The organism is Mesorhizobium argentiipisi (SeqCode), from assembly GCF_037179585.1.
Taxonomy (GTDB): Bacteria; Pseudomonadota; Alphaproteobacteria; order Rhizobiales; family Rhizobiaceae; genus Mesorhizobium; species Mesorhizobium argentiipisi.
Genome location: NZ_JAPYKO010000053.1, coordinates 1 through 20,129 on the forward strand (window position 1 = coordinate 1; position 20,129 = coordinate 20,129).

A 20,129-nucleotide genomic window follows, 5' to 3' on the forward strand; every position below is an offset into this window, starting at 1 on the left:
CCGACTTCATCCCCCACACCATCCGCTCGCTACGACGAGCCGATGGTCGCAAATCAAAGCATCAGGGGGGTCAAAATTGGACGCCGATTCCCCGGCTTATGGGGTCAATTTTGCACGCCGATTCACAGCTGACGGCGGAATTTCAACGGCGGCAATAGAAGAGCCCGCACCGAGGGGAGCGATGCGGGCTATGGTTCCCCGGTCTGAGCGGATGCACGGATTTAGAGCGCGGCAGGATTGCGAGACTTGGCTACTCGCTTTTTCTGTCTATTCCCCTCCGCCGAGCGATCAGGCGGTTTCCGGCGCCCGCCATGGATGTGGACTTATGTGCATTCCTTGCACGGAGGTCGTCTTAGTACCGTCCCAGGGTGAAGGCATTTGCGATTTTGTGCTGCGCTTTCGAAACCGTGCTTGAAAGTGTGGCTTCCACGCATCTCCCGAACAATATCCACGGCTTCGAACTTGTCGGCGTTGACAATCGATGGAGTTCGGTAGCAACGCTGTCTGCACCCAGGTGAAGACGCCTCATGGCGTACATTCGACCTGAGCAGGCAACAAAGGGGCTATTCCGTGAAACAGATTCTTCTTGCTACCGCTCTCGTCCTAGCCACCAGCACCGCCTATGCGGCTGACGTATTGCAGGAGGCACCGGTTGCTGCTTCTTATGACTGGACCGGCGCATATATCGGCGTGAACGCTGGCGGCGGTTTCGGCACGTTCAGTCTTGATCCTGCCGGCGGCGGCCCTGGTGGTTTCGACCTCAGCTCGAGTGGCTTCCTGGGCGGCATTCAGGCCGGTTACAACTGGCAGGTTGGCCAATTCGTCTACGGCGTGGAAGCCGATATCCAGGCTGCCAACATTAAGGGCGAGCTATCGTTCGGCGGTCCCGGTCTCGAGACAAAGGTTGACTGGTTCGGCACGCTGCGTGCTCGCATTGGCTATACGCCCGTCGATCGCTTCCTGGTCTATGGCACTGGCGGCTTGGCCTACGGTCACGAAAAGGTCTCTGTCCCCGGGGCCGACTTTTCCAAGACCAGGGTCGGCTGGACCGTTGGTGCGGGCGCTGAATACGCCATCACCAACAATTGGTCGTTCAAGTCCGAGTATCTTTACACCGACCTGGGTAAAGCAACGTTCGACACCCTCGGTGCTGACGTCAAAGTCCCCTTCCACACCGTTCGCGTCGGTCTGAACTACAAGTTCTGATTTATCGGCGGACCTAACATAAAGCCCCGGCAGATTTGTCCGGGGCTTTTTGTCTGCGCGGTAATCTCAAGCAGCGAGCGGCATACTTTAGCGCGCGCTTGACTAGGGCTCTGGTCAGCCAGGTCACTTACCGCGATAGGGTTATCGGTTGCTTCCTCGGCCGGTGCATGCGCCGCCATCCACGTGTCAACGAAGTTGATCCCGCGGGTGCTCATCAGTGGAACAGGACAGCCGACAGCACGGCCATGCCGATCGACACCGGCACGGCCACCAGCAAACAAGCTTCGACGATCACGGTTTCTTTGTCACTAAACATGGAAAGGCAATGCCTTTCCGCGGCTTAGGTTCCGAAGCCCGTCAGGCGCACCTATTTTCGGCGCCTCGCTTCTGTTCCGCTTGGCGTTTATCGATCGCGACCTGCAGCCGGATGGCGGCGGCAAGCAGAATATTGACCGGAATCGTGTCGGATGCGGCTTCTGGTTTCTGCATTCCGCCTATAACAAATGTTAGTGGCGGGCGGTTCCCTCGAAGCCGCGGGACGGTTAACAGCTCAAAAGAGACCCCGCACCGACGGGGGGCGAATAACCATTCATGCCGGCGGGCTCTACGGAACATTTTAATCCAGGAACCGACCGGCGCCGCCTACGTCCCCGCTTGTCGAGACAACAAAAAACCCGCCGGCCGAAGCCGACGGGCCTTCATGTTCAATCGGAATAAGCTTAGTCAGAGGACCGGCGGCGGGGCCGATGGCCCGGCGACGATGGCCGAAAGCTTTGCCTTGCGGACAAGGACAGGCTTCTCGTAGGTCTTCTTCATAAAAACACCCCCTAGGTGGATCAAACGCCGTGAAACTGCCTGTGCTACCAACGGTTGTCAAGCAGCTGGGGGCGAGCAACAAAGTCGTCCGCGGAGAGTTTGTATGCTGTTCAACAAGGCAGAGCAGCATGCCCATCTATTATTTCCACGTCGACAACGGAACATTCAATCCTGACCATGAAGGCTCCGATCTCCCGGACTTAGATGCCGCGCGACTGGAAGCCGTGCGCGCGGCTGGCGAGACGATCAACGACAGCAAGCAGTCGTTCTGGGAGCACAGGACGCCCTGGATCATGAACGTGACAGATGACCAGGACCGGCTCTTGTTTACTCTCCAATTTGCCGCAAAGGTGCCATCGGGAGAGGCACTTTACATCCCCCGCCAACGCTAAACAAAAAACCCGCCGGCCGAAGCCAGCGGGTGAATGGTTGGCTATGGTCTTCGACCCCGCCAAGGGGACGAAGTTCTACCATGCGCGCATTGGGCCGCGGGTGCTTTTACAAATGTTAAGGGCCGGGCATCAGCGTGATCGCTTGTCCAGTTCCGACCCCGTTTGACATGTCTCAGTTCGGGACCAGAGTGCTGGCATCGACCTTGCACCGGACAAGGTGCCGGTACCCTCTCCCGGGCCGGTAGCTCGCCGGGTTTCGAGGTTGTGGGTCGGGGCCTCGCCCGGCGGCTCAAGCGTCCGTGATCTGGACACAAAGATGCGGTCGGCGCATTCTCACGGCGGGGAGAGAGGGCTTGGACAGGTCTCGTCACGACAATCGGTCTGACCAGTGGCGCAAGCGTGCCCGAGCACGACGCTTGCGTGTTCTGCGATGGGCAAGCGTGCCGAGACGGCTGATCTTCGTCACTGTCGCCGCGGCCGGCGCGCTGGCTGCTCTGATGGCCACGCAGCACGCCGACAGCCTGCACGAGTTCAGTCTGCAGAGCTTGATCGCGCCGAAGCACCCGGAGCCGATCAGCGGCGTCGCATCCATCATCGACGGGGACACGATCGAAGTTCACGGGCAGCGGATCCGCTTCAACGGCATCGACGCGCCGGAGAGCAGGCAATACTGCGACGACGCCAGGGGGGTCGAATATCCATGCGGCCGGCGATCGGCTGAAGCGCTGGATAGTTTCCTGGCCGCCTCGAGGCCGGTGCAATGCACCTTCGTGACCTGGGATCGCTATCATCGCTTCGTCGGCGACCGCCGGCGCGCCGACGGCGCCAGCGTGGCGGCGTGGATGGTCGAGCATGGCCAGGCACTCGATTGGCCGCGATACAGCAACGGTGCCTATGCGGCGCAGCAGGCGAAAGCGGAAGCGGCGAAGGTCGGTCTATGGGTCGGGAAATTTGAGGCGCCATGGGATTGGCGCGCGTCTCATGCCGACGGCGCGGCGCCGGCGAGCCGGCCGCTCGGCATCATCAGCCGCAAGCTGGTCGCGCAGAGCGGCTATTCATGCGAGCCGCGGCGGACGTGCAAGCAGATCAGTTCCTGCGACGAGGCCCAATGGTATCTGCAGAACTGCTCATGGGGCGGCAAGCTGGATCGAGACAGCGACGGTGTGGCGTGCGAGACGCTTTGCTGAAACTATGCAGCTATTGCACCCAAGAATCGGAAGGCACAATATCTAGATTGCCGCTTGACACGACACAAAAAGTGAGTCCGCAAGAGCTGAATCGGTCAAATCTTAACTTGACATTAACGCGAACTCACCGACATTAGGAGGCGAAAAGTCGCCCTGCCTGGCCGAATTGTCACCGGATGGTGTGCGTGCTTGACGATCGTCAAGATAGGCAGGCAGGGCGCAACCCCTCACCTAAAATCCCAAACATCTTCGATTTTCCCCTTTAGCATTTGGCGCCACCGTCCCGCATCGTCGCGGTTATTTCGGTAGGAACGCGCGATGGCACCGGTGCACATGTCAGCGAGTTGGACAAGACGATCGCTCCTTGAATCGGAAAACCGCACCGAGTTGATCGCCCCTCTTTCGGTATGCCGTCGCAGATAACCAGAGAGCTCCTGTTTGAACAGGCGTTCGCCAGAGCCATCGATGACTATTTTGGCGTCCTTCAATAGGCCGTTGTCAAACTTGAGCATTGATTTGACGAAGAAGCTATAAAACGCCTCCTTGTTTGACCGGAGATACCCGCTCTGGATGCGGTCCTTCTGGACCACAATAGCTCTGACGCAGAAATCAAACGGTGACATGGCGTCGAAGAACGCATCTCTGATTTCCGGGCGGCTTTTGCTGAATTTAAACTCCGGAAAGACCTTATGCTGCTTCGCGGCTGCTTCAATGGCAGCTTGTACTTCCAACGCCACAGCCCGTTGACTGAATGCTACCATAGCCACCACAAAGGCAGGCGAGGACCCCTTCGAAACCTTGAAGCCGGGATCTCCCGACTCATCAACGAAGACCAACATGGGCCGTAGATGAGCGAACAGATTTTGCCCAATCAAGCAAAAAACCCGTTTTCCCACCAACCAAAACTGGGACACGACCGCCCAACATTGCCCCGTCGGACCGTCTCATGCCGCTCGGGATTGCCGATAGGCTGTCCCGTCGGGTAACCCTGGTTTCTTGCTGGTTCTGTGGGACGGCTATGTGGGACGATCGCCAATTTAACCTCTAACGTCAGCAACTGGTTGATTTCATTGGCACACCGACGAGATTCGAACTTGTGACCTCTGCTTTCGCAGGGGGCGGCGCGCGCGCCCATGGCTAGGCTTAGTTGCCGAGCCATCCTTGAAGCGTCTACCGACCGCCCGATTCATCGTCCGGATTTACTAGGTCGACGTGGCTAACACCCAGGGCCTGGGCGACTTTGTATAGTGTCTCGACACTCGGGTTTCGCTGCCCGCGTTCCAAGCCGCTGATGTACTGCTGGCTGATATCGGCTCGATCGGCGACCTGCTCCTGCGTCAAACCGGCGGCTGCGCGCAGCCGCGCGAAGTTCCTGCCGACCAGTTTGCGCATATCCATGCGCCAATCAATCGACGGTTTCGGAGTGTGAGTTTATCAACTATAATATGTAAATGGACGTCTGGGGCGGAACTGGATCGGGTTGGCCAAGACAAACGCATTGCCGGGATCGAACTCGGAGGGTGGTGGCAATTATGACAAAAAGCAGAGAAGAACTGGCCCGCTGGATCGAAGCAGAACTGCTGACTGCAGACAGTGATCGACGACAGTATTTGGAAGAGATCGCACGATTGGTAAGCAAGGGCGTTCATCGTCGACGCCATATGTCTTGGGGTGAAGGTGACCTTGATTTCAGCGAAACGTCGTCGGATTGAAAGTGACCTCCTATGGGCGATTGGATCGATCAAAACACCTTCATTTCTGACGACGGAAAGGTCGTAAGGAACGGTTTCTATCGTGATCGCGGAGGGGTCCTTCGCACCTATTTCGGCCCCAAACCGTTGAACCCACCCCCGTCGCGACCGCCGCTTGGCAGCACACCCTCTCAGCTCACCCTTCCGCCACACCAAGTCCTATCAACGGGTGATTTCGGAAAAAGCAACCATGGACGCCCGACGATCGCGGGGTTCTTGGCCTTGGTGGTCATCGGCCTCCTGTTTTGGGGCGGGCTTGCCGTCTTGAGGTCGGTTGCGAGGGAAGATAGGCCTCAAAGGACGGACGGCCCGTCTCAGAAGTTCGACGCCACGATTAAGCCAGACGCGATATCGGTAATCCGTCGCCCCTAAACAAAACCTTTTCAGCGGCGACAAGCGGCGGCTTATCATCAGCACCACCTCCTGCCGGGAACGGGCCTGCCAAGCGCGTGGTCCGTTGGGCCTTGGTCCAGTGGACCGGTCCGGAACTGAGGTCAGGCCTGGTCCACAAAATCGGCATGTACTTTGGACCGGATCAGTGTACAGCCACCGCCCTATTGGACCGGAGAGATCGATGCTGATCGGCTATGCACGCACCTCTACTTACGAACAGAACGCCGGGCTAGCCGCCCAGGTTAGAGATCTTAAAGGACTGGGTTGCGAAAGAATCTTTGAAGAGCATGCATCGGCGCTTAGCGAACGGCCGGCCCTGGACGCAGCAATCGAATACGCTCGGGAAGGCGACACAGTTGTCGTAATGAAGTTGGATCGTCTCGCTCGGTCCGTGAAACACATGTGGGAAGTTCTCGATCGGCTCCGTGGGAAATCAGTCGCAGTTAGGATCGAAAATATGGGCATCGACACCAGCACTCCAACTGGAAAGCTGATGCTTAACATCCTAGGCGGTGTCGCCGAGTTCGAACGAGAAATGATGCTTGAACGTCAAAGGGAAGGGATCCAAAAGGCCAAGCTCGAAGGTCGCTATAAAGGCCGGTCGCCAACAGCCAGGGCGAAAACGGCCGAAATTCTTGCACTGCGCGCACAAGGCCATTCGATGGCTTCTATCGCCGGCGTCTTAGGAATAGGGAAGGCGTCAGTCGTCCGAGCCCTTAAGAACCCGCACACGGGGACAGCGCCCGGAACTATATAGAAGACAACGACTCCCGGTGTCCCCTACCCTGTTAGTCCCGGGCGTGTCCCCAAAGCCGCAGGGGTGCGTTGCCCGCCGTGCTCGTCCTGGCTGGCAACCTAGTCGTCAAGATCGTCTATAAAATGTCCCCAACCGTGAATCCGGTAGAGTTCATCCCAAGCCCTGATCCTGTCGCGACGCTCGACCAAGGATATCGCCCGGCTCAATAGCTCCGGGTTGAGGGAGTAGTACCGAATCTTCTGGCCATCTCGCTTCTCTGTTCTGGACGGCGCCAACTCTTGGCCCACCAACGCCAAAACGTGATTGAGTTGCTGAATTGGATTCTTGTCAACGTCGGTACGGATTTCTACTCCTAGTTGCATTTCAAAGATCGCCTTTTGGCGAATGGCCAATCCGGCAAAGTCAACAAGATCAGCCTTTCGGACTTCTACATCTAGTCGAAATCCATCATCGCCGAAAATCGGGGTTGAGCTGAGAAGCTCCGCCAAGGCAATAGGCTTCCTCCGTGGTTCTGGCAGAAACCTGTCCCGCTCGCCAAGCGGTGGATGCGGGACAGGCGGCCGCAAGGTCGACTCCGACATCAATTTCTCATATAGCCGCATTCTTTCTCGTGTTCTGCCCCGGTCATCTGAAGCAATCAGCTCTTCAGTCACCGCCTGTCTGTAGAAAAGCTCGAGCCTTGTCCTCTCAAGCGACCAGCCTTCCTCTCGGCTGATCGATTCCCCCAGCTTCATAGCTTGGATAAGGCGATCGAATTCCCGTCTGTTAACGGCAGGAGCAGCCGCGACCTGCTCCGCAAATTCAGCGTCAAGAAGAGCAATCCCGGTCTCCTGGACCGACTTCCCTATCGCAGCCTGGCCATCATCCTTCACAACGTGAAGAATGCGAAACCCCTGATCTTGCTTGTGGCGAATGAAGTTTGCCCTCAGCTTGTTCATCGACGCCCGCCTCTGACTTACGCTCAACGCGGCCATCTCCAAGAGAAGGTCTCGCCGATATATCGGTGCTCCGTCCGTCTCATGCCCAACTAATCGGGCGCCGTATTGTCCTCCAGTAAGAATCCCTTCTTTGATTACATCTAGGCTCGTTTCGTAAGAATATCTCTGCCGGGATATCCATACTTTGACAAGGCGAGGATGTCTAACGCGGCTAAGTTGCTGATCAAAATCGAGATGGCTGTTGACGTTAGGGTGGCAAAGTCCAAAGACGACATCCACCTTTTCCTCATTGTTGGCAAAGGTGATATCGACGCCCGTTCCCATGGTCGGTGACGCTAATATCACGTCGTACTTGTCGAACTCGCTAACCGGATTCTCGATAAACTCCTTAACTTCTTTCTTACTGCTCGTGGCAGAGGTGACTAACAAAGTCCTGATGCCTTTAAACTCTTCCGTAATTGCCTTCTCCAAGGCCTCTATTGTCCTTTTGGAATTCGAAACGACAACAGTCTTCTTTTTGTCATTGAGTGCGTTTTTCAAATCGCCGACAAGGTGTCTGTCCGAATCATACAACTCCAATACCTTCCCTTCGCCGGGTCGCGTCTCGTTGATGATAACTCGACTTTGGTAGTCGGCAGCCGGGCGTACGGCTCCAACGAAAAACTGTTCAAGGGTGTTTTCTGGCGGCGCGTCTCTAAATTCGTCAAATGCCGGGACGGGCGCCCAGGGATCACGGCCATCGACCCCAAATTTCGCCTGCGTCAACGTGAAGAAGGTCAGCCAGCCCAAATCAGCGTCAAGTGCGATGACATGCTCGGCCCGCCGAAGTAGGTTGCCGAAGTGGACAAATAGCTCTTCTCGATTTCGACCGGCATCAGCACTGATTGTGTCGGAAAGGAAATGGGCCAGCACCTGCTCGCTTTCGTCGATGATCACGATTTTGTATTTTCTGTTCGACGGCACCATTTTGATCTTATCGACACTTACCGCGAAGCGGTCGAGGCGCCAGTCGTCGTCCCCCTTCCAGTTCCGGTTGCAGTCAAGGTACGTTGTCAGGCCGAGCCGACTGGCGCTCTGCCGGCTAAGCAGTCTCCGATGTCCGACAAGCAGAACTTTGTCGCGCCATCCACCCGTCAACCTTACCAATCCAGTGGTCTTGCCTTGGCCCTTTGGAGCTTTGACGTAGGTCATCGGATTGGCGAGACGATCCGGGGTCGTAACTGTTGTCCCGATCGTCACCAGGGTGTTCTGGAACGGCGATGCGGTTTCCCCGTTCGCTGCAGCTTTGGCCATAGTCTCAAAATCCGTAAAGTCGAACTCCTCGGCGTCGGAAGGCCAGTAAGTCAAATTGCAGGTGCTGCAATGGATTCCCAGTTGTGCTCGACCGCTGCTCACGACGAACGCGCTAGGGTTCGTGTCGTTGTGGAATGGGCAGTATACCCGAGTGCCCCGCGTGAGATGGGAAAACGGAATGGTCCTTCCATCCTCGATTCGAATGATGGCATGGGGCGAAACGGCGAGCTGCGAGCGGTAGCTAACCCCCGTTTCCGCGCCAGCCGGGCGGCTCGCGTTTTGCCTTTTCAGTTCGTCGACGACTTCGGCGCTGATAACTTTGCCAATAGGATGGACGATGGCGCCCCGGTTGCCAAAGTAGAGGCGGCACGGGTCTGTTGCTGACAAGTCGCCGCCGATCCGCAGGGCGAGTGAGCGGGTTACTGCTCGCAACTCTTCGGCGTCCACAACCGTTCTCGGCAAGATGAACACGACACGGAAACGATGCGCGTCAGGGCGATGGCTTGGGGTCGTATAAACAAAAGCAGCATGGTCACGCACCAAGGGCAATTCCAGCGCTTGCTCGACAGTCATCCCATGGTCGACGTCAACCGAGACAACGTCGGCAGCATGGAAGTTCTCCGATTTCCGGCGGCGTCCATTCAATTGAGAGCAATAGGCTACGCCTGCCGAAATCTGTGCGACGAACTCCGAGACGGTGAGTTCAACGTCATTCCACCCAAGGGCAAACAGCAGCTCATTGCCCCTAACGTTCTTGTCGATCAAGTCGGGGTTGATGGCGACCTTGAGGCGCCTGGCTTCGAAGCTAGGCTCAAGAATGGGGGTGACCAGATCGGAGGCTTGTTCGGTCGGCGCGTGAGGGCGTTCTGGTACGTCGGGTTCGTTTGCCATTGGAAACCTGTCAGGGGTTTGACGCCGGTCAGGTATGGATGAAAAAATATTCGTCAATAGTGATTTTTTCGTCATGATAAAGTCGGTCGCGCTCAGAATGTTATTCGAAATATGCCTTTCCGGATTATGATAAAGGTTAACATATCGGAAGCAAGATTTTTGTCTGTTACCATGAAACGAGGTGCGTCGCCTAGCTCCTTTACTTACATCCATGCCGACTTGCTGATTTGACCAAGAGCTTGTATCCTGTTCGAAGTATTATAGCCGTATGTCGACCACCGCTTGGGAGGCATGTCATTTCTGATGCGCAGGCTGTAGGGGGACGCCTTCAACGGAGAAAAATGAATGTGGGTCTGCTTCAACGATGGTTTTGTTTCAGCGGTTCAGGACCGAGAGCGCCCTCGGACCCTGGTGGTCAGAGCTCGGAACAAAAGGCATTTGGGGGATATCTTTCCCGACTACGAAGTGGTGATCTCGCCAGATGCCGACTACGCCTGCCGGCTCTTCATCCACAAGACCGAGTTTGCCGAGATTCTGGCCGATCGAGTTGCAGGGATCGACTACGACAACTTCAAGGCAAGCGTCAAAGACCGGCGGCTGCACCGTCTCTATGCCGACTTTTGGTATCTTCACGCGGAGTATCAGCGCGAGATCAGCAAGCCTGGCATTCGGTAACGCAGCTAAGCCGCCAAGACTTTATCTGTCCGCCGGTGGTGCAGCGAGCCGGCTCTCAGACCGGGGTTCAAGCCATCGATAGAGCTGGCTTGAACCAGCGGCGGGGTCGGTCTTGTCAGGCTGAACAACCCGCTGCATACCATCCCGAAACATGACCTCGAACTGGCGCGGCGAGGAGCCACCGATCTTGGCCCTTTGGAAGTCGCCTTGCCCCCCAGTTGGGAACAACATCAGGTTGTCCGGCTCGGTCGCCCGTATCCCCAGTGCAGCTACGTTTACGTGATCGACGAGCGCCTTCAGTCGGGCGGCCACCTTGGCGCGAAGTCGATAAGTGTCGTCTTCGGCAGAAGACCGAAGCTGAGCAACCAAATCTTGGATCTCGTTGCCGCTCTCATGGAAGCGAGCGACGTTCGACTCGAAAAGGCGACGCTCCGCCACCAGCGAGGCACGCTCAGCCGACGCGGCCTCGATCTCACGTTGGTACCTGGCGAACTCCTTCTTGATGAAGTCAGAAGTCGTGTCCTGATCCATCAGCAGCCGGAATGTCCGACCGCGCTCCTCCTCCAGCCGAGCCAGCCGACCCTCCAGCACCTGGATAGCTTGATCCAACCTGGCTCGGTTGGCCGTATCGGCGTCACCGTGCATGAGGGGCTGAAGGTCGATCTCCTCGACGAACGTCAGGAACGACGCCTCGAAGTCCCCGTACCTCCAGGCGTTGGTGACGCAGCCGAGCTTGCGCTGAGCGCTGTCGCACATCAGATACGTGCCGCCGCTCTTGGGCGACAAGCCTTTGTTGACGAAATGCATGCGGGAACCGCAGTACGCACACCTTGCCAACCCTGAGAACAGGTTGCTCACGAACTTGCCCTTGCGCCCGGCACCGCCCACCCTCCGCTGCGCGCGAGCGGCCTGCACCCTCAGGAAGAGTTGTTCGTCCACGACGGCAGGGAAATAGTCCTTTATTGGCTCGCCAATCGGCACCCGGCGGCCGCCGCTCTTCGTGTGCGGCTGGTACTCTCCGATAACAGCGCGGTTGGTGAGGATCTTGCTGACATACGACATCTGCCAGCCCCTCGACCGACCGAAAGGCGGAACGCCCGCCTGGTTCAACCGCCTGGCGATCGAAAAGGAGCCGAGGCCCGCTGCTGCGTCTTGGAACATGGATCTGACGATGACGGTCCGCTCTTCGTTGAGGACGAAAGACTTCCTGTCCGCCGACAGGTCGAGCCACGACGGCGAGATGGCCGTCAGCTTGCTGTCGTTCACGGTGCGACGCTTGTTCGTCCAGGCCTCGGCAAGCCGACGGCTCTTGGTCTGAGATTCCTCGTGGGCTCGGCTCATAATCGCCAGCGACACGACCAGTTGGCTAAAGTCCGTCTTCTCCGATGTGTAGACCTGGTCGTCGGCAAGCGTAACGATCTTGATCCCGGCCTTAATGATATCTGTGAAGAGCGAGAGCGACGTGAATACGTCCTGTCGGCTCAGACGATCGAGCGATTCGAGAAGCAGGTAGGAGCCGGCAGGCACCTCACCCTTCCTGACTATCTGCAAGAAGCGCCCGAGGCTGGAATCGATCGACAAGTTCGCGCCCCTGAAGGCGGAGACGCCGATGTCCTCAAGCCGGAACTCCTCGACGAGTTCGAGCCCGTGCTTCTCGGCATACCGCTCGGACAGCTCCAGCTGCCGCCGGCGGCTATCGCCGTGGAGCTGAGTGTCGGTCGACATGCGGATGTACGAGTACGCCCGGATGGGCTGGGGCTTAGATTTGGTCATTTTGAGGGCTCTACAGGGAGACGAGCTGACCGTCAATTAATTGCCCACAATATCCTTATGATCGGCCCGCCGGGCGCGGGCAAGTCGATGCTGGCGCAGCGCCTGCCTTCGATCCTGCCGCCGCTGGCGCCCAAGGAGCTCCTGGAAGTCTCGATGATCGCCTCCGTCGCAGGGGAGCTCGGCGAAGGCAAGCTGACCGACCGGCGGCCTTTCCGCGCGCCGCATCACTCCGCCTCGATGGCGGCGATGGTCGGCGGCGGATTGCGCGCGCGTCCGGGCGAGGCTTCGCTCGCCCATCACGGCGTGCTGTTCCTCGACGAACTGCCGGAATTTTCCCCACAGACGCTGGATGCGCTGCGCCAGCCGCTGGAAACCGGCGACTGCATGATCGCGCGCGCCAACCACCGCGTCACCTATCCGGCGCGCATCCAGCTGGTGGCGGCGATGAACCCGTGCCGCTGCGGCATGTCGGGCGAGCCCGGCTATCGCTGCCTGCGCGGCGACCGCTGCCGCACCGAATATCAGGCGCGCATTTCCGGCCCGCTGCTCGACCGCATCGACCTCAGGATCGAGGTGCCGGCGGTGTCGGCAAGCGACTTGATCCGGCCGGACAAGGCCGAGACGAGCGCGGCGGTGGCGCAGCGCGTGGCGCGTGCGCGCGCCATGCAGCGCGAGCGGCTGGAGAAGCTCGGCGCCGGCGCCACCACCAACGCGCACTGTCCGCCGTCGATCATCGAGGAGATCGCCAAGCCTGACACGGCCGGCCTGACGCTGCTCAAGGACGCCAGCGAAAAGCTCGGCTTTTCGGCGCGGGCCTATCACCGCGTGCTCAAAGTGGCCCGCACGCTGGCCGACCTCGACGCCAGCGAGACCGTCGGCCGCATCCATCTCGCCGAAGCGATTTCCTATCGGATGAGCGCGCAGCGGATGGCGCAGGCGGCGTGACCGCAAGCCTGCCGGGCTTTCATCCCTCTTCAATCTTGCGCCGGGATCAGCTTCTGCAGCGTCGGTGCCAGGATCATGGCGAAGCTCGATCCATCGCCATAGGCCCGCGCGGAAATCATCGCCCCGTGCACCGTCGCCATGAAGGCCTCCGCTTCGACGCGCGGCGCGGCGGCGATCGTCAATGTGCCCTGCGCGGCGCCGCGCTCGATGACGCCGGTGAGCCACCCCGAGAGAAATTGAAAATAGGCCCGGACCTCCGCGGCCACCTCAGGCGGAAGGGCCGGAAGCTCGCTGGCAAGCAGCGCGCAGACGCAGATCGGCCTGCTCGCGTCCTCGATGCACTGCGCCCAGAAGCCGGCATAGGTGCGCAGCAACTGAGGCGGCGCAGGCACATTGCGCTCGAGCTCCGTCATGCCCGTCACGGCATCCTCAAGGTAGCGCTTGACCAGGGTTTGCACCAGGTCGACCTTGCTCGGGAAATGATGATGGATGCTGGCTTTGCGGAGACCGACCACGTCGGCGATATCGGCGTAGCTGAACCCATTATAGCCGCCGGCGACGATGAAGCGTCGCGCGGCGGCCAATATGTCATCGGCGGTGTTCGAGGACTTATCCATAGACATGCCTAACCTCCGGCGGAGGAAATCTCAACGCACGGCCTGCGGCGACTTGCGAAGGATATCGCTGACCGAAAGCCACACCGCGGACACCAGGAAGTAGAAGGCGCCGAAGGCGGCATAGGGCGCGACATTGGCGATGCCGATGGCCTCAGCGCCGCCCGCCATCTTGACGAAGAAGAGGCCGGCCAGCGCCGACTGGGCGCCGCTGAGGATCATCGCCCACTGGGCGCCATTGGTCTTCCAGCGGCGCAGCGCGGTGACGAGCTGAAACGCGCCGGAGACGACCGCCCAGACACCATAGACTGCAAGCACCGCGTTCATGCTGCGGCCAAGCGCGATGGCGACCGCAATCGCGGTGACGATGCTGACGACGAAATTGAGCAACTGCGACTGGTTGCGGCCGAGGCCGCCGCTACGCTGCGCGTCAACATAGTTGGCGAGCGCGTCCCATAGGGGATAAGCGACCAGCATGACCGCGGCGAGCGGCGGAACCGACTTCGCGGCGGTGAAGGCTACCGCGACCCAGGCCGCCGATACGGCAAACCGCAGATAGTAATAGCTTTTGAGCCAGTCGCTCGACGACTGGGCGCGGTTCATTTGTTCGGACATGACGATTCCTTTCATAACCTAACTACCAACTAGTAGGTAGATCGAAAATCATCAATGCCTTGCGGGCCGGTCGCCGATCACTTCGATATCTCGTTTACGTGATCGGCGACCGCTTGCGCCGCGCTACCGCTCGTGCCCCTTCAGCTCCAGCCGCCGCTTATGCAGCACCGGCTCCGTATAGCCGTTGGGCTGGACCGTCCCCTTGAACACTAGGTCGCAGGCTGCCTGGAAGGCGATGGAGTTATCGAAGTCCGGCGCCATCGGGCGGTAGAGCGGGTCGCCGACATTCTGGCGGTCGACGATCGCCGCCATGCGCTGCAGCGAATCCCTGACCTGGATTTCCGAGCACACCTTGTGGCGCAGCCAGTTGGCGATGTGCTGCGAGGAGATGCGCAGTGTCGCGCGGTCTTCCATCAGGCCGACATCGTTGATATCGGGCACTTTCGAGCAGCCGACGCCCTGGTCGATCCAGCGCACGACGTAACCCAGGATGCCCTGCGCATTGTTGTCGAGCTCGCGCTGGATCTCGTCCGGCGTCCAGTTCGGCCGCCTTGCTACCGGCACCGACAGGATGTCGTCGAGCTTCGCCTTCGGCCGGCTCTTCAGCGCCGCCTGCACGGCGTGCACGTCGACCTTGTGATAGTGCGTGGCATGCAGCGTGGCGGCCGTCGGCGACGGCACCCAGGCGGTGTTGGCACCGGCCTTAGGGTGCGCGATCTTCTCAACCAGCATCGCCGCCATCAGATCCGGCATCGCCCACATGCCCTTGCCGATCTGGGCATGGCCGGCGAGCCCGCATTCCAGCCCCGTATCGACATTCCAGGCCTCATAGGCGGAAATCCAGGCGGCCTGCTTCATGTCGCCCTTGCGGATCATCGGGCCGGCTTCCATCGAGGTGTGGATCTCGTCGCCGGTACGGTCGAGGAAGCCCGTGTTGATGAACACCACGCGCTCTCTTGCGGCGCGGATCGCTTCCTTGAGGTTAACGGTGGTGCGCCGCTCCTCGTCCATGATGCCCATCTTGATGGTGTTCCTGGCCATGCCGAGCAGCGCCTCGACACGGTCGAAGATCTCGACGGCGAAGGCGACTTCTTCCGGCCCGTGCATCTTCGGCTTCACCACATACATCGAGCCCGCGCGGGAATTCATCCGCCGCCCGTTCGGGCCGACATCGTGCAGCGCGATCAGCGCCGTGATCGCCGCATCCATGATGCCCTCCGGCACCTCGTTGCCGTCGCGGTCGAGGATCGCCGCATTGGTCATCAGGTGGCCGACATTGCGCACCAGCATCAGCGAGCGGCCGGGCAAGGTGATCGTGCCGCCGCCGCGCGAGCTGTAGGTGCGGTCCGGGTTGAGCTTGCGGACAAAGGTCTTGCCGCCCTTGGTAATCTCTTCCGCCAGATCTCCCTTCATCAGGCCGAGCCAGTTGCGATAGACCACGACCTTGTCCTGCGCATCCACGGCGGCGACCGAATCCTCGCAGTCCTGGATGGTCGTGAGTGCCGATTCCAGGATGACGTCGGCAATGCCGGCGGCATCGGTCCTGCCGATCTGGTTGGCGCGGTCGATTGTAATCTCGATATGCAACCCGTTCTTCACAAGCAGCACGGCTTCCGGATTGGCGGCGTCGCCGCGATAGCCAACGAACTGCCTTGGGTCGGCCAGCGTGGTGGCGCCAGCGCCTTCGCCCGCTTTAAGCGCGCCATTCGCCACCGAGAGCCCATTGACGCCGGCCCATTTGCCTGTGGTCAGCGGCACCGACTGGTCGAGGAAATCCCTCGCCCAGGCGATCACCTTGGCGCCGCGCGCCCGATTGAAACCCTTGCCCTTCTCGGCGCCGCCGGTCTCGGGAATGGCGTCGGTGCCGTAGAGCGCATCATAGAGCGAACCCCAGCGCGCATTGGCGGCGTTGAGCGCATAGCGCGCATTCATCACCGGCACGACGAGCTGCGGCCCGGCAACGACGGCGATCTCGGGGTCGACATGTTCCGTGCTGACGCTGAAGGCCGGCCCTTCCGGCACCAGATAGCCGATCTCCTTGAGGAAATTCTTGTAGGCCTCCATGTCGATCGGCGCGCCATTTTCGCGATACCAGAAGTCGAGCTTTTCCTGCATGGCGTCGCGCTTGGCGAGCAGCGCGCGGTTCTTCGGCGCGAGGTCGTGGACGATCGCCGAAAAGCCGGTCCAGAATTTTTCCGGGTCGATGCCGGTGCCGGGCGTGGCCTCCTCGGCGACGAAGTCATGGAGCTCCCGGGCAATCTGCAACCCGGCGATCTCGATGCGGTCGGTCATCTGCACGTCTCCAGATAGGTGGCTTGCCGGGCGTTTGGCATGTTTGGGGTTACGGGGTCAATTCAGCTTAGGGTGTAAGGCGGACCTCGGCGGCGAGCGAATCTCCCCCCTTGAGGGGGAGATGGCCGGCAGGCCAGAGGGGGTCGTCTCACGTAGATCGTCGGCACCGCAACATGTTGGCGCCTCACGCGAAGCGACCCCCTCTGTCGCCTTCGGCGACATCTCCCCCTCAAGGGGGGAGATTACGCTACACCGCAATCCGCGGCCGTCCTGACGCCACCGCGACCACATGCGCCTCGATGAACATGCGCTGGCCCTCGATGGTCGAGACCTTGAAGTCGGTGGCGATTTCGATCTCGGCGCTGTCGGTGCCGGCGTCTTGCGCGCGCTTGGCCGCGATCGCGCGCACATCGGCTTCGGCCGCTTCGATCGCCTTTTCCTCCTCGGTGAAATCGCGCACCGTCTGGCCCGAGGCCAGCCTAAACAGCCCTTCCTTGGGCTGGCTGACGCGGGCCTCGGCCGAGACGCGCACCTGGCCGACGACGGCGCCGAGGGCATTGGCGACATCGGTGTCTTCCGGCACGATGCAGCCATTGCCGATCAGCGGCGGCAGGCCGGCATAATGCAGCGGCGCCGAGGCGCCGAGGCCGATGACCGGGCGGTCGAGCGCAACGGTGAAGCGGGCGATGCCGGGATGCGCGTCGACCGCGCGCTGCACCAGCGCATGCGCAACGGTAGCGGCACCGTCCAGCCCGTCCTCGGCGAAGGCGGTTTCCAAAATGTATTCGGCTGACCAGCGGGTCAGGGTGACGAGCACGCGCTGTGAAATCTCCTCAGGCGTCGCCGCGATCGTCTGGCCGCGGCCGTCGCGGCGGCGGGAGAACAGCTCGGCCCCGAGCCGGGCCGTGGCGGCGTCCCAGTTGGCCTGCTTGCCGAGCACATGGGCGGCGTCGGACGGCGTGAAGCCTGAGATATGCACCAGCCCGCGCGCGACCAGCCGGTTCAGCGTGGCGTTCTGCGCATTCGAAGCGAGCAGCCTGTCGAGCGCCAGCGGCGTGGCGCCGATCGTCTCGTAGAGCTTCGCTTCGGGCGCAGTGAGACCGGCGGCGAGCCGGTCCGGCACGCCGGTGCGCAGGGCAAAGCGGGCGTCCATGCGGCCGGGATTCGGCGCGCGGAGTTGTCTTTCCAGTTCGACAGTCACGGCCTCGCCATGCACCAGGCCCGCCAGCGCCAGCGGCACCAGGCGGCGCGGCCCAAGCAGGATTTTCGGGTCGAGGGCGCCGTCTTCGAGCGTCACTTCGGAGTCGCCGCCAAGGCCGAAGGTGCGCATGGCGACGGCTTCGACCATGGTGCGGAAGCCGCCGACGGTGGCGCCTTCGGGATCGAGGCGCGGCCGGCCACCATCGAGCACGGCGACATCGGTGGTGGTGCCGCCGATATCCGAGACCATGGCGTCGTCCAGCCCGGTCATGTGGCGGGCACCGACAAGGCTGGCGGCCGGGCCGGACAGAATCGTCTCGATCGGCCGCTGGCGGGCAAACGCCGCCGACACCAGCGCGCCGTCGCCGCGCACCACCATCAGCGGCGCTGCGATGCCGCGCTTGGCGAGAAACCCTTCGGTCGCCGCGACCAGCCGGTCGATCATCGAGATCAGCCTTGCGTTGAGTAAGGTGGTGAGCGCCCGGCGCGGGCCGCCGAGCTTGGCCGAAAGCTCATGGCTGGCGGTGACCGGCAGGCCTGTGATGTCGCGAATTAAGTTCCGGGCGCTTAGCTCATGCGCCGGGTTGCGGGTGGCGAAATAGGCGCAGACGGCAAAGCCCGACACCGAACGCCCAAGCTCCGGCAGCGCCGCCTCGAGGCCGGAAAGGTCGAGTTTTGCCGCATTGCCGTGCACGTCATGGCCGCCGGGGCAGAACACCACCGGGTCGGTGCCAAGCGCCGTCTTCAACCCATCGCGGGCAAGGTCGGCTTCGGAAAAGCCGATCATCACCAGCGCCACGCGCCCGCCCTGGCCCTCGACCAGCGCGTTGGTGGCCAAGGTCGTCGACATCGAAACCAGTTTTATCGAGGCAGGATCGGTCTTGGATTTTTCCAGCACCGCGTCGACCGCGCCGGAAATGCCGACGGCGAGGTCATGGCGCGTGGTCAGCGCCTTCGCCTTGGCCAGCACCTTGCCCTTGGGCCCTTCCTCCGACCACAGCACCGCATCGGTGTAGGTGCCGCCGGTGTCGATGCCGAGGAAGAGGGGGTGGGGCTTGGCGGTCATTTTGCAGGCAGTCCGGGGCGAGGGCTTGTTGCGAAGCCCTTAGCCGATACCGGCCGGCGGATAAAGGCGGGAGAGGTAGGCCAGGTAATCTCCCCCTCGAGGGGGGAGATTACCCGCGCCTATTTCGCCGTGACGGTGCCCGTCATCGAGCTGTGGATCGCACAATGGAACGGATGCGCGCCGGCGGCCGATATCTTGACCTTGGCGCGCTTGCCTTTGGCGAGTTGGCCGGTATCGAAGGAACCGTCATCCGCCGTGGCGGTGTGCGTCTTGGAATCGGCGTTGGTGAAAGTCACGGTGTCACCGACGGCGACACTGATCTTGGCCGGGTGGAATTTCATGTCCTTGATCTGCACCGCGTGGTTTGCCGCGAAGGCAGGCATTGCGAAGGCAAGCAAGGCAAGGGTGAGCATGGTGCGCATGGTGGAGTCCTCCTGAGAGTCCCCACCTTAAACTAACGCCGGCGCAGCATTTGTCATGCCACGAAGCCCACTCTTTTATGGCTCCCGTCACAAAACGGCTTGTTGGCCGAATGCCCGCAGCGGCAGAGGAAAACTTTTGTGGTGCGGGCGATGGTATGCCCGGTGCCGGTGACGATCTCCGCATTGCCTTCGATCTTGAGCGGGCCGTTGACGGTGGGGGTGACCGTCAGCGGGCCGTCCCGCGCCTCCAGCACCTGCGCCTCCTTCAGCGGCGGCTCGCCGGTGGCGGTGAAGCCGGCCTTGATGTGGCTGTTGTCGCAGAACGGCTTGTTCTGCGACAGACCGCAGCGGCAGAGCGTGGCCCGGAAGAGGGTCTCCTCGCCGAGCACGATCTCGGCATGCACCGCCAGCGGCCCGTTCTCGCGCAGCCGCACGGTGTTGACCAGCGGCGGCCTCTCCTGCGGCGCGCCATCCTTGCGGGTGTAGGTGATGGCGCCCGACGGACAGTTTTCCGCCAGCGCCACGACCCGCTCGACGCTCGCCGCGTCAGGGTGGATCCACTCGCCCGGCGCGTTGGGCACAAAGACATGCGGGTTGCCGAGCACGCAATTGCGCGAATGGATGCAACGCTTGCCGCTGAAAGAAACGTCGATCTTTTCGCTTTCGACCGTGCCTGCCATAGGGCTCTCCTCCTGGTGGGTTGAGGCAAGGCTAGGGCGGGGGCGAGAGGGGCGTCAAGCTGGCCGGGAGAACAGACGCCGAATCTCCCCCATCGAGGCATAGGCGCTAAGATAGGGTATTGCGGCGCGGAATCGGTTGTGATTCTACGCTGGGGATGACACACGAATCGCTTGTTGATGATGGCTGGGCCGAGACAGTTAAGCTTCTCGGCGGCGAAGAGTT

General features: G+C 60.8%; 17 protein-coding genes and 1 pseudogene. 7 read left to right on the forward strand and 11 right to left on the reverse strand.

The window, feature by feature from the left end; translation table 11 throughout:
• The first annotated feature begins 570 nt into the window (after positions 1 to 570).
• Positions 571 to 1,206: an outer membrane protein gene (locus O7A05_RS33010; protein WP_337097548.1), complete on the forward strand. Its 636-nt coding sequence runs from the start codon at positions 571 to 573 to the stop codon at positions 1,204 to 1,206.
• 723 nt (positions 1,207 to 1,929) lie between these two features.
• Here O7A05_RS33010 and O7A05_RS33015 read toward each other — a convergent pair.
• On the reverse strand, positions 1,930 to 2,022 hold the full coding sequence (locus tag O7A05_RS33015) for a putative RiPP precursor (protein ID WP_337097550.1): 93 nt from the start codon (positions 2,020 to 2,022) through the stop codon (positions 1,930 to 1,932).
• A gap of 128 nt (positions 2,023 to 2,150) precedes the next feature.
• On the opposite strand from O7A05_RS33015, the gene O7A05_RS33020 reads away from it, so the two are divergent.
• Positions 2,151 to 2,414 (forward strand): DUF6894 family protein, encoded by a 264-nt coding sequence (locus O7A05_RS33020; RefSeq protein WP_337097552.1) that lies wholly within the window; start codon positions 2,151 to 2,153, stop codon positions 2,412 to 2,414.
• Positions 2,415 to 2,830: 416 nt separating this feature from the next.
• Positions 2,831 to 3,601, forward strand: coding sequence for an excalibur calcium-binding domain-containing protein (locus tag O7A05_RS33025; protein WP_337097554.1), 771 nt, complete (start codon positions 2,831 to 2,833; stop codon positions 3,599 to 3,601).
• Positions 3,602 to 3,828: 227 nt separating this feature from the next.
• Here O7A05_RS33025 and O7A05_RS33030 read toward each other — a convergent pair whose 3' ends face one another.
• The gene (locus O7A05_RS33030; RefSeq protein WP_337097556.1) at positions 3,829 to 4,440 is read right to left on the reverse strand and encodes a DUF3800 domain-containing protein; all 612 of its coding nucleotides are present in this window, start codon (positions 4,438 to 4,440) and stop codon (positions 3,829 to 3,831) included.
• 331 nt (positions 4,441 to 4,771) lie between these two features.
• On the reverse strand, positions 4,772 to 4,999 hold the full coding sequence (locus O7A05_RS33035; protein WP_337097558.1) for a helix-turn-helix domain-containing protein: 228 nt from the start codon (positions 4,997 to 4,999) through the stop codon (positions 4,772 to 4,774).
• 134 nt (positions 5,000 to 5,133) lie between these two features.
• Here O7A05_RS33035 and O7A05_RS33040 point away from each other — a divergent pair, with 134 nt between their 5' ends.
• A complete protein-coding gene (locus O7A05_RS33040) occupies positions 5,134 to 5,313 on the forward strand; it encodes a hypothetical protein (RefSeq protein ID WP_337097559.1) in 180 nt (59 codons plus the stop codon).
• A 613-nt stretch (positions 5,314 to 5,926) separates the two neighbouring features.
• On the forward strand, positions 5,927 to 6,502 hold the full coding sequence (locus O7A05_RS33045; protein ID WP_337097560.1) for a recombinase family protein: 576 nt from the start codon (positions 5,927 to 5,929) through the stop codon (positions 6,500 to 6,502).
• A gap of 98 nt (positions 6,503 to 6,600) precedes the next feature.
• On the opposite strand, the gene O7A05_RS33050 is transcribed toward O7A05_RS33045, so the two are convergent.
• Positions 6,601 to 9,699: a plasmid replication protein, CyRepA1 family gene (locus O7A05_RS33050; RefSeq protein ID WP_337097561.1), complete on the reverse strand. Its 3,099-nt coding sequence runs from the start codon at positions 9,697 to 9,699 to the stop codon at positions 6,601 to 6,603.
• A gap of 270 nt (positions 9,700 to 9,969) precedes the next feature.
• On the opposite strand from O7A05_RS33050, the gene O7A05_RS33055 reads away from it, so the two are divergent.
• On the forward strand, positions 9,970 to 10,299 hold the full coding sequence (locus tag O7A05_RS33055; protein WP_337097562.1) for a hypothetical protein: 330 nt from the start codon (positions 9,970 to 9,972) through the stop codon (positions 10,297 to 10,299).
• Between the two features lie 21 nt (positions 10,300 to 10,320).
• Here the strand turns inward: O7A05_RS33055 and O7A05_RS33060 are convergent, their stop codons facing one another.
• Positions 10,321 to 12,072 (reverse strand): recombinase family protein, encoded by a 1,752-nt coding sequence (locus O7A05_RS33060; RefSeq protein WP_337097563.1) that lies wholly within the window; start codon positions 12,070 to 12,072, stop codon positions 10,321 to 10,323.
• Positions 12,073 to 12,117: 45 nt separating this feature from the next.
• Here O7A05_RS33060 and O7A05_RS33065 point away from each other — a divergent pair.
• Positions 12,118 to 13,017 (forward strand): annotated as a pseudogene (locus tag O7A05_RS33065) (YifB family Mg chelatase-like AAA ATPase); the annotation flags it as partial.
• Between the two features lie 29 nt (positions 13,018 to 13,046).
• Here O7A05_RS33065 and O7A05_RS33070 read toward each other — a convergent pair.
• The 6 genes from O7A05_RS33070 to O7A05_RS33095 all read right to left on the reverse strand — a co-directional run bounded on the left by O7A05_RS33070 (position 13,047) and on the right by O7A05_RS33095 (position 19,906).
• Positions 13,047 to 13,634, reverse strand: coding sequence for a TetR/AcrR family transcriptional regulator (locus O7A05_RS33070; protein WP_337097570.1), 588 nt, complete (start codon positions 13,632 to 13,634; stop codon positions 13,047 to 13,049).
• Between the two features lie 30 nt (positions 13,635 to 13,664).
• On the reverse strand, positions 13,665 to 14,246 hold the full coding sequence (locus tag O7A05_RS33075; protein ID WP_337097564.1) for a DUF308 domain-containing protein: 582 nt from the start codon (positions 14,244 to 14,246) through the stop codon (positions 13,665 to 13,667).
• 123 nt (positions 14,247 to 14,369) lie between these two features.
• Complete coding sequence (locus O7A05_RS33080; protein WP_337097566.1) at positions 14,370 to 16,538, reverse strand: malate synthase G; 2,169 nt, start codon at positions 16,536 to 16,538, stop codon at positions 14,370 to 14,372.
• 247 nt (positions 16,539 to 16,785) lie between these two features.
• Positions 16,786 to 18,804 (reverse strand): hydantoinase/oxoprolinase family protein, encoded by a 2,019-nt coding sequence (locus O7A05_RS33085; protein WP_337097567.1) that lies wholly within the window; start codon positions 18,802 to 18,804, stop codon positions 16,786 to 16,788.
• A 119-nt stretch (positions 18,805 to 18,923) separates the two neighbouring features.
• Positions 18,924 to 19,226 carry a cupredoxin domain-containing protein gene (locus O7A05_RS33090; RefSeq protein WP_337097568.1) on the reverse strand — a complete coding sequence of 101 codons (303 nt, stop codon included), beginning with the start codon at positions 19,224 to 19,226 and terminating at the stop codon, positions 18,924 to 18,926.
• 53 nt (positions 19,227 to 19,279) lie between these two features.
• Positions 19,280 to 19,906 carry a CDGSH iron-sulfur domain-containing protein gene (locus tag O7A05_RS33095; RefSeq protein WP_337097569.1) on the reverse strand — a complete coding sequence of 209 codons (627 nt, stop codon included), beginning with the start codon at positions 19,904 to 19,906 and terminating at the stop codon, positions 19,280 to 19,282.
• Positions 19,907 to 20,129: the final 223 nt, after the last annotated feature.

Bases quoted from the DNA above. Each gene is read 5' to 3' on its own strand.
- O7A05_RS33040 (WP_337097559.1), top strand. From the start codon at position 5,134: ATGACAAAAAGCAGAGAAGAACTGGCCCGCTGGATCGAAGCAGAACTG.
- O7A05_RS33070 (WP_337097570.1), bottom strand. From the start codon at position 13,634: ATGGATAAGTCCTCGAACACCGCCGATGACATATTGGCCGCCGCGCGA.
- O7A05_RS33095 (WP_337097569.1), bottom strand. From the start codon at position 19,906: ATGGCAGGCACGGTCGAAAGCGAAAAGATCGACGTTTCTTTCAGCGGC.
- O7A05_RS33045 (WP_337097560.1), top strand. From the start codon at position 5,927: ATGCTGATCGGCTATGCACGCACCTCTACTTACGAACAGAACGCCGGG.
- O7A05_RS33015 (WP_337097550.1), bottom strand. From the start codon at position 2,022: ATGAAGAAGACCTACGAGAAGCCTGTCCTTGTCCGCAAGGCAAAGCTT.
- O7A05_RS33030 (WP_337097556.1), bottom strand. From the start codon at position 4,440: ATGTTGGTCTTCGTTGATGAGTCGGGAGATCCCGGCTTCAAGGTTTCG.
- O7A05_RS33085 (WP_337097567.1), bottom strand. From the start codon at position 18,804: ATGACCGCCAAGCCCCACCCCCTCTTCCTCGGCATCGACACCGGCGGC.
- O7A05_RS33050 (WP_337097561.1), bottom strand. From the start codon at position 9,699: ATGACGAAAAAATCACTATTGACGAATATTTTTTCATCCATACCTGAC.
- O7A05_RS33020 (WP_337097552.1), top strand. From the start codon at position 2,151: ATGCCCATCTATTATTTCCACGTCGACAACGGAACATTCAATCCTGAC.
- O7A05_RS33075 (WP_337097564.1), bottom strand. From the start codon at position 14,246: ATGTCCGAACAAATGAACCGCGCCCAGTCGTCGAGCGACTGGCTCAAA.
- O7A05_RS33060 (WP_337097563.1), bottom strand. From the start codon at position 12,072: ATGACCAAATCTAAGCCCCAGCCCATCCGGGCGTACTCGTACATCCGC.
- O7A05_RS33055 (WP_337097562.1), top strand. From the start codon at position 9,970: ATGTGGGTCTGCTTCAACGATGGTTTTGTTTCAGCGGTTCAGGACCGA.
- O7A05_RS33090 (WP_337097568.1), bottom strand. From the start codon at position 19,226: ATGCGCACCATGCTCACCCTTGCCTTGCTTGCCTTCGCAATGCCTGCC.
- O7A05_RS33035 (WP_337097558.1), bottom strand. From the start codon at position 4,999: ATGGATATGCGCAAACTGGTCGGCAGGAACTTCGCGCGGCTGCGCGCA.
- O7A05_RS33080 (WP_337097566.1), bottom strand. From the start codon at position 16,538: ATGACCGACCGCATCGAGATCGCCGGGTTGCAGATTGCCCGGGAGCTC.